We start from the raw sequence: 18349 nt of genomic DNA, 5'->3' as shown, positions 1-18349 counted from the left end.
AAGCGACAAATTTGCCGGGAGCAAATTTGAACAGCCAATAGGCTGACCCGGAGGGCGAAAACCAGGGACGGTTTTCGTTGCAACGCAGGGAATAAGCGGCATCCGGGTGGCCTTTCTTTTGGTGACTTTTCTTTGGCAGAGCACAAATTCGCCTGGAGCGAATTTGAACAGCCAATAGGCTGGCCCGCAGGGCGAAAACCAGGAATGGTTTTTGTAGCGAAAGCATCTCGCCCGCCGGTGCGAGAACCGACATTCAATAAAGCCTCGCGACAGCGAAACATCATCTACACAAATCCACACCCCGCGTAGACACAAAAACCGTGCCTACCCTACCCCACAAACAAAGCCTTACTCATCAACCTCCACAACCTTCGCCATATCCCGATTAATCAAGAAATACACCACCGGTATCACCACCAACGAAAACAAGGTCGAGGCAATGATCCCGAAGATAAAGCTCCAGGCCAACCCTGAGAAAATCGGGTCCAAAACGATCATCATCGACCCCAGCACTGCCGAAGCGGCCGTCAAAAAGATCGGATTTAACCGGGTCGCGCCGGCTTCGATGATCGCGTCGGCCAAGGAAATATCCGGGTTGCCGCGATAAATGTTCTCGATGAAGTCGATCAGGATGATCGAGTTGCGCACCACAATGCCGGCCAGCGCGATCATGCCTATCATCGCCGTGGCGGTGAAGTAGATCGGGCTGGCGTATTCGCCGACGTCGCCGGCGAACAGGTTGATGAACCAGAAGCCGGGCATGATGCCGATCACGGTCAACGGTATCGCGATCATCATGATCAACGGTACGCCCAACGAGCCGGTCTGGCCAACCAGCAGGATGTAGATCATCACCATCGCCGCCGCGAAGGCCAGGCCTAAGTCACGGAACACGTCGACGGTGATTTTCCATTCGCCCTCGCCGGCCATCTCGGCAGTGTAACCAGCCGGTAACGGCTTTGCATCGAATACGTCGAACAAATCCAGAATCGCCTCCACCGGGCTGCGACCGGCCATTTCGCCGGTGACGTAAGCCACCCGCTGCAAGTTCTTGTGATAGATGGCTTGCTGCCCTTGTTCATGGTCGAAATGACCAATTTCGCTGAGATGCACCAGATTGCCGCTGGCGGTCTTCACCGACAGCGCCAGCAAATCGGCTGGCGACGAACGCGCGGCCCTGGGCAGTTGTAGCTGGATTTCCAACGGTTGACGTTCCTCGGGAATATGCAGCAAGCCGGCATTGCCGCCAGCGATTGCCAGCCGTAAGGTATTGGCGACCTGGGCGCTGGTCACGCCCAATAATGCAGCCTTGTCGTGCTCGATGACGAAATGCAGTTTGTCGTGCTCGGCTTCGATAAAGTCGTCGACATCGACCACTCCTTCGGTATGTTCTATGTCAGCCCTGACCCGGTTGGCGACCTTGATAATGTCGTCGTAACCGGCTTCCGGCGGACCGTAAACTTCTGCTACCAAGGTTGATAGCACCGGCGGCCCCGGCGGCATTTCGACGATCTTGATGTTGGCGCCGTATTGTTTTCCGACGCGTTCGATGTCCGGCCTGATCCGCAAGGCAATCTCGTGCGAACCTTGTTCGCGGCGGGTTTTATCCGCCAGCACGATGCGAATGTCGCCGACATGCGCGCCTTGGCGCAAGTAGTAATGGCGGACCATGCCGTTGAAATCCATCGGCGAAGCCAAGCCCACATAACTTTGATAGCTGCTGACTTCGTTAACAGTAACCAGGTAACGGCCCAGCGCGGCAGCGACTCTATCGGTGGCCTCCAGCGAGGAACCTCGCGGCATGTCGATCACCAATTGCAGCTCGTTTTTATTGTCGAACGGCAACAGCTTTAACGGCACCACCCGCGTCACCGCCATCAGCGCCGACAATACGAAGGCGACGATCACCGCGCCCAGAAACCACCATGCCTTGGACTTGCTGCCCAACAGTGGTGCCAATATCGACTGATACACTTTGAAGCCGCGCGTCTGCTTCAAATCGAAGCCTGAGTTAGAACCAGCACCGTGCTCCTTGCCGTAATCGCCTTTCAACAGTTTGTAACTGGCCCAGGGCGTGACAGTGAAGGCAATCACCAGCGACATCAGCATCGCAATCGGCACGTTGAAAGCCATCGGCGCCATGTACGGTCCCATCATGCCAGTGATGAAAAACATCGGCACGAAAGACATGATCACCGCAAAGGTCGCCAAAATGGTGGGCGGGCGAATCTCGTTGACCGCAGTGAGCAAGGCCTGCAAGGGTGGCTCCTTGCGCAGCTTGTAGTGACGGTGAATGTTCTCGACATCGACAATCGGGTCGTCAACCAATAAGCCTAACGACAGAATCAGCGCGAACAGCGTGACCCGGTTGATGGTGTAGCCGAAGATCAAGTCGCACAACAAGGTGATCGCAAAGGTCATCGGCACCGCCAACGACACAATCAGCGACTCCTTGAAGCCCAACGACAAGGCCAGCAGCACGATAATGGTCAAAATCGCGATGGATAAATGCATCACCAATTCGTTGACCTTATGATCGGCGGTTTCGCCGTAGTTGCGGGTGACTGTCAGCAGCACGTCGTCCGGAATCAAGGTGCCTTTCAGTTGTTCGGTCAAAGCCAATACTTGTTCGGCGACGCTAACGGCGTTGCTGCCGCGGCGCTTGCCGATGGCGATGGTAGCCATCGGCCGCTCTTCGCCAGCTTCAGGTAGTTTTCCTTTCGTTTCGCCGATGGTGTGCATTTGTTCTACAGCCGGTCCGAAACCGATGCGGGTGTAGTAATCGGTGTCGGCCGGGCCGTCGAGCACTTCGGCGACATCGCGCAAATACAGCAAGCGGCCGTCGATACTTTTTAGAACCGTCGCGCCGACTTGCTCGGCAGTTTGATAATACGGACCGGCTTCCAGTAAGATTTCCCGGTCGTTTTCGGTCAGATGGCCGACTTGCAGATTGACGTTGTTTTGCGCCAATGCCTGTTTGATTTCCGGCAGACTGATGCCGCCGGCTTGCAGTTTGGCTGGATCGGGATACACCGAAATCCGTCGTGGCGTGGCGCCAACGACCCAACTCTTGCCGACATCATCGACGGCACGCAGGCGTTCGATCAATTCGTCGGCGATCCGACGCAAGGACATTGCGTCCATCACAGAATTTTGCGGCGATAAACTCAACATTAGAATCGGTACGTCGTCGATTTCCACCGGCTTCACCAGCCAGTCGCTGACGCCGGGCGGAATGATGTCCTGGTTGGCCAGCAGTTTGTCGCGGGTCTTGATCAGGCTGTTTTCCAGATTCTCGCCGACGAAAAAGCGCACGGTCACCACCGCTTCGCCGGGCCGGGAAATCGAATAGACATATTCGACGCCTTTTATCTGCCTGAGCAGCACCTCCAAAGGCGTGGTGACTTGCTGCTCGACTTCTTCGCTGGAGGCACCGGGCACCTGCACGAACACATCCATCACCGGCACCACAATTTGCGGATCTTCCTCGCGCGGTGTCAGCGTCAATGCCGCCGCGCCTGCTACCAGGGAGATCAGCAGAAACAGCAGCGATAAGTGCGAGGTGGTAAATAGCCGGACGATGGCGACCGTCAGGCTGTCTTTTTTGGGTTCGACCGAGCTGCTCATTGTGCCGGCCCACTAATTAGGATGGTCTCGCCGTCACGCAGGCCGGACAATACCTCCAGTTGATCGCCGTAATGTTTGCCAGTACGGATATGCCGGGTTTGTAACAGGTCATTCTCGACAACTTTTACCACCTGTAACTGGCCGTAATGCACTACCGCCGAAGCCGGTATCAATAAGGCTTGTTGCGCGCGCTGACAGCCCAGCTCCAACCAACCGAACTGGCCATGTTGCAAACCTTCCGCGCGCGGCAAGCCCACTTTGATCAGCTGGCTGCGGGTTTGCGGGTCGATTTCCGGGGCAATTTCATTGACGGTGCCGGTCAGCGCTTGATGAATCGCATCGACCCGCACTTTAACCGTCATGCCGAGTTTGACTTGCGCGGCGCAATGGCTGGCGATCGCCGCCTCCAGTCGCAAATCGTCCGGCTGGTGAAAACTGACGATGGGCTGGTTGGGTACGCCCATATCGCCCGGTTCCTGGTAGCGCTCGCCTACCACGCCGTCGAACGGCGCGTACAGCACATTCTCGCCCAGCATCACCTTGCTCTGCTGTGCCGCACTGGCCGCCTGGTTGGCCATGGCTCGAGCGGCCTGAGCTTGGGCTAGCACCGAGTCATAGTTTTGCCGGGTCGCGGCTTGTTTATTGTATAAATCGACGATGCGTTTTTCGTCGGCGCCGGCTTGCGCCGCTTGCGCTTGGGCGGCTGCTTGCCCGGCATTGGCGGCGTTGTAAGCGGCACGCAAATCGCGATCATCCAACTTCGCGATCACCTCGCCTTTTTTCAGATTGTCGCCGGGACGCACCGGTATTTCCAAAATACGGGCATTCAGTTTCGGCGCTATTTTGACCGCCAAACGCGAGCGTATCGTGCCTTGCCAAGATAAATCGTTAGCGGCGGCTTGCTTGCCGACCTTTAAGGTTTTGGCGTCTTGGGGCAAGGCTTGTCCATTGACCGGCGTGTTACCTGGCTCGATTTTACTGGCGCCGCCAAGCACACCGAGCGCGAATAAAATCACCAGCAACAAACCGGTGATCGCTGCCGCCGGTATCAACCATTTTGGGGCGCTTACCGCCGAAGTGTGTTCAGTCATGGGCTAGTCCTCTATCCGTTTATTGCCAGAAGCCGCTGGCTTGCTTGAGTTCCGCTTCGGCCCGCAAGGCATCGAAGCGCGCGTTGATGCGGCGGGTGTGCGCCTTGTCGCGAGCCACTTCCGCTTCGATATAACGGGTGACCGTCACCACACCGGCTTCGCGCTGGGCGTTGACTAGACGCAAGGCTTCTTCGGCGGCCTGAACCGCTACCGTCGCTACCTGCGCGCGGTTCAACGCTTCCTGTAACCTAAGCTGGGCGGACTTGAGCTGGTTTTCTATTCTCAGCCGAGTCTGCCTGGACAGTTCTTGCGCGGCGGTCAACTCGTGTTCCGCCTTCTTGATTTTTTCCTGCGTAGCGAACCCGGAAAAAATATCCAGTTCCACCATCACACCGGCACTGACATTATCACGGTTGCTGCTGAAAGCTAGATCCTTGCTGTCGGAACCGTAGCTGACATAAGCATCGGCGCGCGGTAAATGGGCGGCGTTGGCAGCGGAAAGTTGTTGTTCGGCGATGGCTACGCGCTTTTCGGCGGCTTTTAATTCCGGATGATGGCCTAGTGCTTGATCCAGCAACTCTTCGAAACCAGCCGGCGTTTCCGGCAATGCCTGCCCAGCCGTTTCAGCGATTGCAAAACTATCGTTGCTCGACATACCCAATAGAGTTTTGAGCATGCTTAGCGCCAATTCGATGGCGTTGCCGGCCTGAATTTCCGCATCCTTGGCTTCGGCCAGTTGCACGTCCAGCGACAGCACGTCGGATTTTAAAACGGTGCCAGCCTCGAAGCGAATGCGCGATTGATCCAGCTCGCTTTGCACCGCCTCGATCGAGCGCCGAGCAATTTGATGGGCTTCTATGGCCGCCAGTTCTCCGTAATAAGCGGCCGAGACATTGTTAACAAGGCGATTGCGAATCGCCGATTTTTCCAGCTCGGACGTCTCCACGCCCAGTTCCGCCGCCTGGCTCAGAAAATAATCCTGACCGCCGCGAAACAAGGAATAGCTGGCGGTTACTTGCGGACGATAATTATCAACACCGCCGGGATGATTGAAATCGCCGCCGTTAAAATCCAGCCGCCGTTGCGCGATGATCATCGCAAACGCTTGCGCGGGATTATCGCTATGCTGATACGACAAGCTGGCTTTGATCTGCGGATAAAAACTGGCTAGCGCTTCGCCTAGTTGCGCATTGGCTTGCTCAATGCGCGCCTGCATGACGTTCAGCTCGGGATTATTGGCTAATGCATAATCGACGGCTTGTTCCAGCGTAAAGGTCTTACCGGGCGGTTCGCTCGCTACAACCAATTTGCCCAGCAAAACCATCACCAGTAATGCTAAATGTTTGAGATGAATTCGCATAACAGCGCCAAATGTTAGTAATTAAGTGATTGCTAATATTATAGGCGATTTCAAAACTGCATCAGCTTTTTTATATCGCCTGGTTCATTTTTGTTACAGTTCCACTTAAGATGCAAATAAATAACTACAAAATGAATGCTTGAAATGTTCGATCAGCGTGGTAACTTTAACCACTTAACCATAATAATAACTAGCTTAAGAGGAAATATCGCATGAGCCTTGATGAAAACACAAACGAGACCGAAACCCCTAATCAAGCTGAAGAGCCCAAACAACCGGAAACAAGTCCAGCGGCCGATTCAGCGGCTGCCGCAAAAAACGCCGCCGGCAACCTGGTCGCCAACCTGCTAGCCCTGAAAGAATCCAATCCTAAAGTATTTTTTGGCGGTGTCGGCGCCGTGGCGTTGGTCTTAGTCGTCTTGATTTTCGGCGGCGGTTCCGATGCTAAATTGCCTGTTCATCAAGCCAAAGCCATGGTCCCTGGACAAAATTACGTACTGAAAAGTCCAAATACTTACGATCCAAACGCAACCGTTAGATTGGTCTCCGTCCCCGGCTCTATGGCAGCTTACGATGATACCGAGGAAAATGATCGTGACGGCGCATGCAAACATATGCCACTTAACACCGCCGTCAAACTGATCCAGTCTCAGGCAGATAGCACCGACAAGAATGTTCAGTGGGCGGAAGTCGAAATCACTGAATCTGGCGAATGCCAAGGCAGAAAAGCCTGGACTTCGGCAATAAACTTGCAATAATTGTTGACAGAAAAAAATATCTTTTTATAATAAGCAGGATAGTTAGCCAAGCGGGAATAGCTCAGTTGGTAGAGCACGACCTTGCCAAGGTCGGGGTCGCGAGTTCGAGTCTCGTTTCCCGCTCCAAATTCAAGAAGCCGCGATAAGTCGCGGCTTTTTTATTGGGTTATAAAGGCTGCGTAGCAAAATGGTTATGCAGCGGCCTGCAAAGCCGTATATACCGGTTCGATTCCGGTCGCAGCCTCCATTAATATCGCAAATGCGGGAATAGCTCAGTTGGTAGAGCACGACCTTGCCAAGGTCGGGGTCGCGAGTTCGAGTCTCGTTTCCCGCTCCAAATCTAAAAAGCCGTGATTATTCACGGCTTTTTTATTTTCTGGAGATAGCTATCGGACAAAGGCGCCGATATCAGCATCAAATCAGCTTCGTCTGCCCTGCCTAACGCACCGCATATCCCCGCCTTTTTAGATACGACAGCAAGCTGGCCAGCCATCAGCCAAACCAAGCTTGCAATCGACAAAGTCGCCTTACACCAAAACCCGCTCGACGCCGCCCTTGGTAACCCGATCCAGATACACGCTCATCCAGTTATCGCCCAATATATGCTTGGCGATTTCCACGACGATGTAATCCACTTCCATCTGATCGACTTCGTCTTCGAAGCGCTGCAAACCTTGCATGCACGACGGACAGGAGGTCAACATCTTCACCGCACCGTCGTAGCCATCGGCACGCAACTTCGCCGCGTCTTTTTGCAACTCTTCAGCCTTGCGAAAGCGAATCTGCGTGGAAATATCCGGCCGCGCCACCGCCAAAGTACCCGACTCTCCGCAACAGCGATCGGATTTTGCGACCGGCGCACCGATCAATTGATTGACCACTTTCATAGGATCTTGCTGTTTGAATGGACTATGACACGGATCGTGATATAGATAACGCGCGCCATTCACCCCTTCCAGCCGCACGCCTTTTTCCAGCAGATACTCATGAATATCGATCAGCCGGCAACCGGGAAAAATTTTCTCGAATTCGTAATCCTGTAACTGGTCCTGGCAAGTACCACAGCTGACCACCACGGTTTTAATATCCAAATAATTCAGCGTATTAGCGACGCGATGAAACAACACTCGGTTATCGGTAGTGATTTTCTGTGCCTTATCGAACTGGCCGCCGGCGCGTTGCGGATAGCCGCAGCACAAATAACCGGGCGGCAGCACGGTTTGCACGCCAATCTCGTACAACATCGCCTGGGTCGCCAAGCCGACTTGCGAGAATAAACGCTCGGAACCGCAGCCGGGGAAATAAAACACCGCCTCCGAATCTGTCCGGGTTTTGGCATGATCGCGAATGATGGGTACGATTTGTCCGTCTTCGATATCCAGCAACGCCCGCGCGGTTTTGGTCGGCAAATCGCCGGGCATTTTCCGATTCATGAAATGAATCACCTGTTCGCGCACCGGCGGCTTGCCGACCGTGGCCGGCGGCTGCGCGATTTGAGCTTTGCCCCATGGCTTTAACAATGTATTGCCAATGCGCTGAGCCTTATAAGTCCAGTCGATCATCGCCGTGCGCATCGCCTTGACCGTATTCGGACTGGAAGCTGTCAAAAATGCGATGGCCATGGTTTTAGCCGGATTGAAACTTTGCTTGCCCATCTTGCGCAGCAGATTGCGCATATTCATCGACACATCGCCGAAATCGATGTCCACCGGGCACGGATTGAAGCATTTATGGCAAACCGTGCAATGATCGGCGACATCTTCAAACTCTTTCCAATGGGTAATCGAAATCCCTCGCCGGGTTTGTTCTTCGTACAAAAACGCTTCGATCAATAAGGAAGTCGCCAAAATCTTATTGCGCGGCGAATACAGCAAATTGGCCGGTGGCACATGCGTCGAGCAAACCGGCTTGCATTTGCCGCAACGCAGACAATCCTTTACCGAATCGGAAATCGCGCCGATGTCGCTCTGCTGCATGATCAGCGATTCAAAGCCCATCAAACTAAATGAAGTGGTGTAAGCCGAACGTAAATCGGCGCCCGGCATCAACTTGCCGCGATTGAAACGACCTTCCGGATCGATGCGGTTTTTATAAGCGTGAAAATCCGCCAACTCGTCGGCGCTTAGGAATTCGTATTTGGTGATGCCGATACCATGTTCGCCGGAAATTGCCCCACCCAATGAACGCGCCAGCGCCATGATCCGCGCCACGGCGGCATTGGCTTCTTGCAGCATTTCGTAATGGTCGGAGTTGACCGGCAGATTGGTATGCACATTGCCGTCGCCGGCGTGCATGTGCAGAGCCACGAACACTCGGCCGCGCAGAATTTCTTTATGTAAAGTCTCGATACGCTCGACGATGGGCCGGAAATTATCGCCTTCGAAAATGTCCCGCAAGCGTGGCAGCAATTCCTGCTTCCACGACACTCGTAGCGAGTAATCCTGCAAGCGATGAAACAGAATCGGATCGGCGGCGCGATTGCTCAGCTCGCCGACCTGGATGCCTTGTGACTCGAAGGCTTTTTCGGCTTCGGCCAACGGCAAATCCAGGCTGTCGCATATCCATTGCCAACGTGCTTTTACCGTGCCCACCGCATCCAAAGCCAAGGCTCGGCGTTCGTCCAGCAATTCGGCCTTATTCACGCCTTCTTCATAGGCTCGCAACGGCAAATCGCCGCTCAGCAACTCCACTAAGGCCTGGCACAAGCGCAATTTATTATGCAGCGACAATTCGATGTTGATGCGCTCGATGCCGTCGCAATAGTCGCCCATGCGCGGCAACGGGATCACCACGTCTTCGTTGATTTTAAAGGCGTTGGTATGCCGAGCAATCGCCGCCGTGCGGCCGCGATCCAACCAGAATTTTTTGCGGGTTTCCGGATTGACTGCGATAAAGCCCTCGGCGCCGCGCGCATTGCATAAGCGCACCACTTCCGACGCGGCCATGGCCACCTGATTTTCGTCGTCGCCAACGATGTCGCCGATCAGCACCATCTTCGGCCGGCCGTGGCGCTTAGCTTTAGTGGCGTAACCGACCGCCTTCACATAGCGCTCGTCTAGATGCTCCAAACCTGCCAGCATCACTCGGCTAGCGCCCTCTTTCGGCAAATCGGCCAAATAGTCGCGAATCTCTACGATCGACGGCACCGCCTCCCGTACCTGGCCGAAAAACTCCAGGCAAAACGTGCGGCTAACCGGCGGCATTTCGTGCAGAATCCAGCGCGCGGAGGTAATGATGCCGTCACAACCTTCTTTCTGAATCCCCGGCAGACCACCGAGAAACTTGTCGGTCACATCTTTGCCCAGCCCGGCTTTTCGGAAAAAACTGCCAGATATTTCCAGGATTTCTTCGCCTAGCGATTGCTTGCCGCTGGCATCGAAACGTTTTAGCAAAAAGCTGGCTTTATCCTGTTCGTGAATTTTGCCCAGATTGTGATTCAGCCGCTCGACTTCCAGCCAATTGCCGTCCGGCGTCACCATCCGCCAGGAGGCCAGATTGTCCAATGCGGTTCCCCACAGCACAGCTTTCTTGCCGCCGGCGTTCATCGCGATATTGCCGCCGATACAGGATGCATCGGCCGAAGTCGGATCGCAGGCGAACACCAGACCGGCCTGTTCGGCGGTTTCCATCACCCGCCTGGTGACCACGCCGGCGCCTGTATAAATCGTCGCATAAGACTTATCCACGCCAGGCAGCAGCGTTTGCTGCTCGACAGGCCCCATCGCCAATAGTTTTTCGGTGTTGATGACGGCTGAATAGGCATGCAGCGGCACGGCGCCGCCGGTGTAGCCGGTGCCGCCGCCACGCGGAATGATGGTCAGGCCGAGTTCGATACAACTGCGTACCAAATGTCCGACCTCGTCTTCGCTAGTGGGATACAGCACCACGAACGGGTATTCCACCCGCCAGTCGGTGGCGTCGGTCACATGACTGACGCGAGCGAAGCCATCGAAACTGATGTTGTCCTTGCGGGTAAATTGCGAGAGCAAGGTCAGCACGCTACGGCGCAATTGCGCGGTACGTTCGAAATGCGCTTCAAAGTCGTTCACAGCCAAAAGCGCGGCGGCGATCAATTGCGCCACGCGCCCAGCCCTGTCGGCGTTTTGACTTTCCAACTCCGCCTGCCGAACTTCCATCTGCCCCAGACGATGCCGCAAGGCTTGCAACAGCGCTCGACGCCGCTTGGCGTTATCGAGCAAATCGTCTTCGAGGTAGGGATTGCGCTGCACCGCCCAAATATCCCCCAACACTTCATATAGCATCCGCGCCGAGCGGCCAGTAATCCGCTCTTCGCGTAACGAATCGAGTATCCACCACATGTCTTCACCGAGCAGGCGAATCACGATCTCGCGGTCGGAAAACGAGGTGTAGTTATAGGGGATTTCCCGCAAGCGCGCGGGCGTTGAGTCAACGGATAACGGAAATAATTGAGAAGCCACTGGAATTCGGCAAACGGGAAGTCATGATGCGCCGAATTCTAGCATGGCAGCGGCCGGCGCATGATCGAAAAATCAACGCACAAACCGCGAAATATCTGAGGTTAATCGATTGATCAAGGTCCACGGCAAACACAATTGTTTTGCGCATACCCTTTCCTGCAATCGATTCGCTAATTGAATCTGAGCTTATCTCGCAAACTCTGCAAGCCCTTATGCACAGGATTAACTTCCAAGCCTTCCTGCACTTTTTTCAAGGCCTCGGAGCGATCATTCTTTTCATAGAACTCCCAAGCCTGCTGCTCCAGTGTATCGGCGATTTTATTAATCCCGGCAATCGCATCCTTGTTATAGGGATCGATTTTTAAAACTTCCTGATAAGCCCAAAACGCATTGCTGCCGGTCGGCGCCGTCAGATAACCGACATCAAAATGAATGTCGGCCAATTCCAGGAAGTCCTTGATTTTTTGCAACTGTTCCGGACTCAATTCGATCGCGACTTTTACATCCTCGGCATTGATCCTGGTTTCGTTCATCGTCCAATAAACATTGAGCGCCACCAAACACGCGACCAGCCCCCCTGCCACCCATAAGCCGTAAAATACCGAAGAGCGCGGACCGATAGCCGCTAAAAACTCGGCAATACTCGCGCAGCGTTGCGCTTGTTTGAAGGCCAACGCCTTTTGCAGTCCTTTCCATTGCCGACGATCAAGCTTGGCGATAGCCTTGGGCTGTAAATTGACTTCCAAGGCCTTTTCCGCTGATAAGCGACCGAATGGATGCTTACCGCTCAATAATTCGTAAGTGATGCACGCTAGCGCATAAATATCGTCGCGCGGATCGGGCTCTCTATTCTGCAATTGCTCCAAGCTGGCATAAGCCGGCGTCATCGCCCCCAGCGCGCGCGCATTGAATATCGTGGCATCGTGGCCGTCCTTCTCGGTCCGGCCGATGGCGCAGGCGATGCCGAAGTCCAACACGCGAATTTCGCCGTCGTCGCCGATAAACACGTTACCTGGCTTAAAATCGGAATGAACGATATTTTTCTTATGCGCATGCTCCAAAGCTTCGGCCATCGCATGGATAATCGGCCAGGCTTTTTTGAACGACATCCCGTTATCGGCATGATCGCGAATCAAATGGCTCAGCGGCCTACCCTGCAAATACTCCATCGACATGAAGACATGCGCGCCATCTCGATCGAAATCGTATACCTTGATGATATTGGGATGGGAAAGGGTTTGCGCCCGCTTGGTCTCGCGCTGCAAGGCCACTAAGGCCATCGGATTGAATTGAAAATCCTGATTCAACACCTTCAAGGCCACAAACGGTTCTTTATCGGAAGCTTCCACTTTACGCAAATCGGTGGCCTTGAACACCATGCCCATACCGCCGACCCCGAGCAATTCTTCCAGCACGAAGCGGTTCTTCAAGGTACTGCCGACGGCCAACTCGGTACGCGGTAGCGTGGGATCGAGACCATTCAACAAGGACTCGGTGGTCAAGGTGGGTGTTTGCGTCGCAGGCTTCGCCGGCTCGGGTACTGGCACGACACTCGTCACATCGCCGGGAACAGCAGCATGAGCGATCTGCGCAATTTTAGTTTCGTCGCTGACGATCCTGGTTTCGTCCTGTAACACCGATTGCAGTCCGCGATAAATATCGACACCCAATGTTCCACTCCGGTATTCGGCTTCCAACAATTGCCGAGCAGCATCCGTTACATGGCTAGACTGATTGGTGACATCACGAGCGACAGCCAATAAATCTGCATAGGCTATCTGAGCCTGCTGAAAGGCTTTCAATGCGAGCTCGAATCTGGACATGGCAAACAACAGTCAGGGAAAGGCTAAGGATTTTAGCCCAAGAGTATCTTTGTGTCGCTGCAATTGGCATTTGCAACCTCAACCGGGGCAGCGATTGGACTGCCCCAAAACGGCAAAATCACTGATCTGTCGAGACGATATAGTCGTGCAACGCTCAAGGTTTCAACTCGACACAAAATTAATTGCTATTGAAAATATCGGCATGCACCTATAATTAACCGGCATAAATTATTTTGGATAAATGCGCATGAAATCACTGTTTTTTTTTCTATCGCAACCCTCTAAACTTGCTGTCGACAAAACCCACAGACGCAGCACACTGACGGCAAGCTCATTTCTGGCGCTAACGCTGGTCTCACCATTTGCCATCGGCCTGGAAATTGCGAGTGGAACATTCAACATCACCAGCTCCGGTGCCGGATCGATCGGTTATCTGCCGTTTTCTCTATCGCAAACCACACCAGTCGATATTGCTACTAGCGGTCCGACGATGGACCCTTACATTTATCTATTAAGCGGTACCGGAAGTTTTACGACCAATTCGGTGATTACCGCGAATGACGACGGCTGTAGCCAGATCGATTGCGGTGTTGCAGGCATTAGTCCAGATTACAACTCGTTGATTAACGATTTAACCCTATCGCCTGGGCGCTACACCGTGGCTGTTGCGAGTTACAGTTTCTCCGCCTCCGAGGCCATTGCCGGCACAAAGCTTAATAGCTCAACCGGCAATGTGTTAGTCATTGTCGGAGACTCCAATCTTATTATTCCGGGCACAGGCACCGGCTCCGGCAGTGCCAGGTTGATTAGCTTTGCCGGTAGCGGCGGCGCGGTCATTTCCGAATCGCAAATCATCGAATCGACATCCAACACCTCTGCCACATCGCTGGCAATCAACAGTTTGTGCGCATCCGCCGATAGCTTAGCGGTAATAAGCGATTGTGCGGCCGTCGCCAGCCTCAGCCCAGCGGCGCAAGCCGAAGTCGTAGAACAAATCACGCCGGAAGAAATCAATGCAATTGCCGCCACGACGGTTGCCACCTCGCGCGCGAATTTCAGCAATGTCCTGAATCGCATCGCCGGACTGAGAGCCGGTAATGTGGGCGGCATCAACCTCGGTGGAAACAGAGTCGGCGCGGCCAGCTCTGACGAGCTACCCGAAATTTTCCAGCGTTTGGGCATATACGGCAATATCGACGGCAGCTTCGGCAACCGGAAAAGGTCGGTCAACGAGCAAGGTTACAATTTCGACAATCAAGGCGTAACAATCGGCGCGGACTATGCCGTCACCGATAACTTGTTTGTGGGGATTGCGTTTAATAACGCCCATAACAAAGCGGATTTCAGCAACCGGGCCGGACAGCTTTACACAGCAGCCTATACAGGCTCCCTATACAGCACGTTGAATATTCAGGATTTTTATGTCGACGCGCTAGCCAGCGTCGGCGGTATCGATTACGAATCCGAGCGGACGATGAGCTTTTTCAATACCTCGGCCAAAGGCAAGTCCTCCGGCATGCAATATGCCTCCAGTCTAGGCGCGGGTTACAATCATCACATCGAGAACCTGTTAGTCGGCCCCTATATCGGTTTTGACTATACCAAAACCGAAGTCGACGGTTACCGCGAATCGGGCGGTGCCAGTTTCGGGGCCAGCTACGATAAACAGAACATCGAATCCGTGCTCACCAAAGCCGGCGCCCGAATGTCTTACGCCTGGAGCCTGCCATGGGGCGTTATCGTGCCGCAAGTCAATGCCGAATGGATTCACGAATCCAGCTACAACACCCAATATAGCGTGGTGCGCTTCGTGCAAAATGGTGCCGGCTTCACCATTCGTTCCGACAATCCGGACCGCGATTACATGCAACTGGGATTCAATATGGCCGGACAATTTGCCGGCGGCATCGCTGCTTTTGTGTCGTACAACACGGTCATCGACAGGGAAAACGTGACTAACCACGCCTTTTCCAGTGGTTTGAGAATGTCGTTTTAAGAATGCCCTTCAATACGGCTCCAGGCAGTTAAACACCCGGAGCCCGGCCTCGCAAAGCCGGCACAACAGGACATGATTTACGCTGCTTTCGTCATGCTCCAAAACAGAAGACGATATTTTTCTTTTGAGCTGGGCTTGCTGCTGATACTGTCCGCTTGCAGCTCCCCTGCCACCCGTCTGCACGATCAAGCCAAACAATTCGGTTTCCAAGCAGTCGAATCGGCAGCCGCAGGCTTCACGCTAACATCGTTTAAACATCTGCCCGCATCCGCCAGTAAACGCTTGCACGTGTACCTGGAGGGCGATGGCCGCCCCTGGGAACGCGGACTATTTCCCACCGCAGACCCGACTACCCGCGCATCGGCAATACTGAAATTGATGGCTTTAGACCCCGAGCCGGCGCTATATCTAGGACGGCCTTGTTATAACGGCCATGCCGGCGACCAAGGATGCACCCATAATTTATGGACTAGCGCGCGCTATGGCGAACGCGTGGTAACGTCCATGACCCAAGCCATCATTAATTTTTGCGACCAACATGGCTACCAAGAAATTGTGTTGATCGGCCACAGCGGTGGTGGCACCCTGGCCTTACTAATGGCGGAAAGACTGCCGCAAACCGTCGCCGTGGTGACGCTGGCTGGCAATTACGACATCGACATATGGGCCGATCATCACGGTTATCAACGCTTGAGCGAATCTTTGAATCCGGCAACCTACAACAACGCTGGCATTCCGGAATGGCATTTATTGGGCAAGCGCGATAGCAATATTCCGCCAGATTTGTTCCAAGAAGCTCTGCAGAGACGTCCCAACAGCCGCGTGCAAATCGTTGATGCCGATCATAGCCAGGGCTGGCAAGCCATTTGGCCGCAAGTGCTACAAGACTTGGAACAACGGCGTTAGCCATTTGCGGGCCGACGGTTTTCTGCTAAGGTTGCCGGATAACACCATTCATTCGAAGGCGGCACACCATGGCTACACAAAAAGCATTGAATCGTACGTTAGCATTGGCAATTGGCGGTATTTTAATGTCAGCTTGCGCCCGCGACGTCAGCCAGGAAGAAATGGCCAAGGCCACCGAAGGCTACATCGTGGCCGACACCAGCAAACTGTTCGTGGTCGACTGCCTGCTACCGGGCCAGGTGCGCAAACTCGGCTCGCAGATGACCTATCTCAGCGCTCGCCGGCCGATCCGCACCACGGCCGCCGATTGCGAAGTGCGCGGCGGCGAATATGTGGCTTACGACCGCGCCAACTATGCCAGCGCACTGAATATCTGGCTACCCAAGGCACAGGAAGGCGATGCCGCCGCCCAACTGTATGTCGGCGAGATTTTCGAAAAAGGCTTGGGCACGCAAGCGGATTACAAAGCCGCCGCGCAGTGGTACGAAAAAGCCGCCAATCAAGGCAATTCTCAAGCACAATTGAACCTGGGCCATCTCTACGAAAAGGGCTTGGGCGTTGCCGAAGACAAAGAAACCGCTTTGCGGTGGTATCGCAAATCGGCCGGTCTGGATGAAGCCGGCATCCAATTCGCCCCGGCCGTAAACGCCCAAGCCATCGCCAACAGCGAAGAACTGGCGACCTTGCGCAGCGAAGTAGCCGAATCGCGCCGCGAAGCGGAGCAGCTGCGCGAACAACTGCAAAGCACCCGTCAGCAAACCCTGGATCAACAGGAAAGTTTACGCAAGGCTCAAGATGAGTTGGAAGCCTTGCGTAACAAACTGCAACAACAAAAATCCACTAGCCCCGGCGGCTCCAGCGACATCGAGTTGCTGGAAAAACAATTGCACGAAAAAGAAAACCAATTAAAAGATCAACAAGCGAAATTAGGCTCATTGACGCAGTCGTTGAGTCAGGAAAGACAACGGATGAAGCGCGAGCTGGACGTGGCGCGCCAGCAAAGCCCGAGCGCTAAGGTCGTCGAAAGCAAAACCAACGACATCGAAAATCGCCTGAACGAAAAAATCGAAACCTATCAAAAACAATCGGCGGAACTGACCGTTTGGCTGACGTCGCCGGACAAACTGGATAGAAACCAGGTCGAGCTGCGCAAGCAGGCTTTACAGCAGCAAGCCAAAGACATCGCCACGCTGAAAGAAAAGCTGCAACAACAATCGGCCAATCTGGTGGCCTCCGGCAATGGACCAAACATCGAATTACTGGAACCCGCCGTTACCGTGACGCGCGGCATCCCCAGCATTCAGTTTGGCCTAGGCGAGAATAGCAAACGCATCGTCGGTAAAGTCGATGCATCGACCGGCCTTAACCGTGTGTTGCTGAACGATAAAGCCATCAAAGTCGATGCCAATGGCCGCTTCGAAACCAATGTCAGCCTGCAAGGCGAGGAAACCCTGATACGGATCGTTGCCACCGACAAACGCAATCAAAGCAGCGACTTAAGCCTGCGCTTATTGGCGTCCGGCAACTCGGCACCGGAAGTCTTTCCAAGCGGCAACGGTAGCGAGCTTAAACGCTCGGGCAATATTCAGTTCGGCAAATTTTATGCAATCATCATCGGCAACAACGAATACGGCGCTTATCCGTCCTTAAAAACGCCGATCGCCGACGCCAAAAGCCTGGAATTGCTGCTACGCGAACGCTACGGCTTTAAAACCAAATTGCTGATCAACGCCAACCGCCACGCGATCATGTCGGCTTTTAACGAATTGAATCAAAAACTCACCGACCAGGACAACTTGTTGGTCTATTACGCCGGCCACGGCGAGATCGACAAGAAAAGCCAGACCGCTTACTGGCTGCCGGTAGACTCGGAAACCGGCAATAGCGCCAACTGGATCTCCAGCCAGAGTATCACCGAATTTTTGAGCATCATGCCGGCCAGACATATTATGGTGGTGGCGGATTCCTGCTACTCCGGCGCGTTGACCGGTTCGGCGGTAGCCAAGCTGCCGGACGGCATGGACGACGCCAAGCGCGAGCGCTGGTTAAAAGCCATGAACAGCCGTAAGGCCCGCACCGTACTGACTTCTGGCGGCGTCAAGCCCGTGATGGATCAAGGCGGCGGCGAACATTCGGTATTTGCCAATGCGTTTTTAAAAGTATTGCGCGGCAATAAGCGGATTATCGAAGACTACGATATTTTCCGGGATGTGGCGAATCAAGTGCGGGCTTCGGCGTCGCGCGGCGGTTTCGAACAGATTCCGCAATACGCACCCTTGCAACATGCCGGCCACGAAGGCAGCCCGTTCTTTTTTGTACCGGAAGTTTGAGAAGAAGATCGGCCGGGTA

At 54.2% G+C, this 18349-nt stretch carries 9 protein-coding genes and 3 tRNA genes; 7 read left to right on the top strand and 5 right to left on the bottom strand.

The window, feature by feature from the left end; genetic code table 11:
* Positions 1-348: 348 nt before the first annotated feature.
* Genes QZJ86_RS06365 through QZJ86_RS06355 form a run of 3 tightly spaced genes read right to left on the bottom strand, consistent with a single transcriptional unit; the run spans position 349 to position 6078 of the window.
* Positions 349-3627, bottom strand: a complete 3279-nt coding sequence (locus QZJ86_RS06365) for an efflux RND transporter permease subunit (RefSeq protein ID WP_301937401.1) — start codon at positions 3625-3627, stop codon at positions 349-351.
* Positions 3624-4718 (bottom strand): efflux RND transporter periplasmic adaptor subunit, encoded by a 1095-nt coding sequence (locus QZJ86_RS06360; RefSeq protein ID WP_301937399.1) that lies wholly within the window; start codon positions 4716-4718, stop codon positions 3624-3626. Before QZJ86_RS06360 ends, QZJ86_RS06365 begins: the two co-directional genes overlap by 4 nt.
* Before the next feature lie 19 nt (positions 4719-4737).
* A complete protein-coding gene (locus tag QZJ86_RS06355; RefSeq protein ID WP_301937396.1) occupies positions 4738-6078 on the bottom strand; it encodes a TolC family protein in 1341 nt (446 codons plus the stop codon).
* A gap of 212 nt (positions 6079-6290) precedes the next feature.
* Here QZJ86_RS06355 and QZJ86_RS06350 point away from each other — a divergent pair, with 212 nt between their 5' ends.
* The 4 genes from QZJ86_RS06350 to QZJ86_RS06335 all read left to right on the top strand — a co-directional run bounded on the left by QZJ86_RS06350 (position 6291) and on the right by QZJ86_RS06335 (position 7173).
* A complete protein-coding gene (locus QZJ86_RS06350; protein ID WP_301937394.1) occupies positions 6291-6836 on the top strand; it encodes a hypothetical protein in 546 nt (181 codons plus the stop codon).
* A gap of 50 nt (positions 6837-6886) precedes the next feature.
* Positions 6887-6962, top strand: a tRNA-Gly gene (locus tag QZJ86_RS06345).
* A 47-nt stretch (positions 6963-7009) separates the two neighbouring features.
* A tRNA-Cys gene (locus tag QZJ86_RS06340) sits at positions 7010-7083 on the top strand.
* 14 nt (positions 7084-7097) lie between these two features.
* Positions 7098-7173: transfer RNA gene (locus QZJ86_RS06335), tRNA-Gly, on the top strand.
* Positions 7174-7363: 190 nt separating this feature from the next.
* Here the strand turns inward: QZJ86_RS06335 and QZJ86_RS06330 are convergent.
* Together QZJ86_RS06330 and QZJ86_RS06325 are read right to left on the bottom strand one after the other, a co-directional pair.
* A complete protein-coding gene (locus tag QZJ86_RS06330) occupies positions 7364-11275 on the bottom strand; it encodes an FAD/FMN-binding oxidoreductase (protein WP_301937392.1) in 3912 nt (1303 codons plus the stop codon).
* A 170-nt stretch (positions 11276-11445) separates the two neighbouring features.
* Positions 11446-13098, bottom strand: a complete 1653-nt coding sequence (locus QZJ86_RS06325) for a serine/threonine-protein kinase (RefSeq protein ID WP_301937390.1) — start codon at positions 13096-13098, stop codon at positions 11446-11448.
* A 247-nt stretch (positions 13099-13345) separates the two neighbouring features.
* On the opposite strand from QZJ86_RS06325, the gene QZJ86_RS06320 reads away from it, so the two are divergent.
* The 3 genes from QZJ86_RS06320 (at position 13346) to QZJ86_RS06310 (ending at position 18330) form a co-directional block, all read left to right on the top strand.
* Complete coding sequence (locus QZJ86_RS06320) at positions 13346-15094, top strand: DVUA0089 family protein (protein ID WP_301937388.1); 1749 nt, start codon at positions 13346-13348, stop codon at positions 15092-15094.
* A 93-nt stretch (positions 15095-15187) separates the two neighbouring features.
* Positions 15188-16000: an alpha/beta fold hydrolase gene (locus tag QZJ86_RS06315; protein ID WP_301937387.1), complete on the top strand. Its 813-nt coding sequence runs from the start codon at positions 15188-15190 to the stop codon at positions 15998-16000.
* A gap of 68 nt (positions 16001-16068) precedes the next feature.
* On the top strand, positions 16069-18330 hold the full coding sequence (locus QZJ86_RS06310) for a caspase family protein (protein ID WP_301937385.1): 2262 nt from the start codon (positions 16069-16071) through the stop codon (positions 18328-18330).
* Positions 18331-18349: the final 19 nt, after the last annotated feature.

Source organism: Methylomonas montana (assembly GCF_030490285.1).
Classification (GTDB): domain Bacteria; phylum Pseudomonadota; class Gammaproteobacteria; order Methylococcales; family Methylomonadaceae; genus Methylomonas; species Methylomonas montana.
This window is presented reverse-complemented; position numbering and strand designations above follow the sequence as displayed.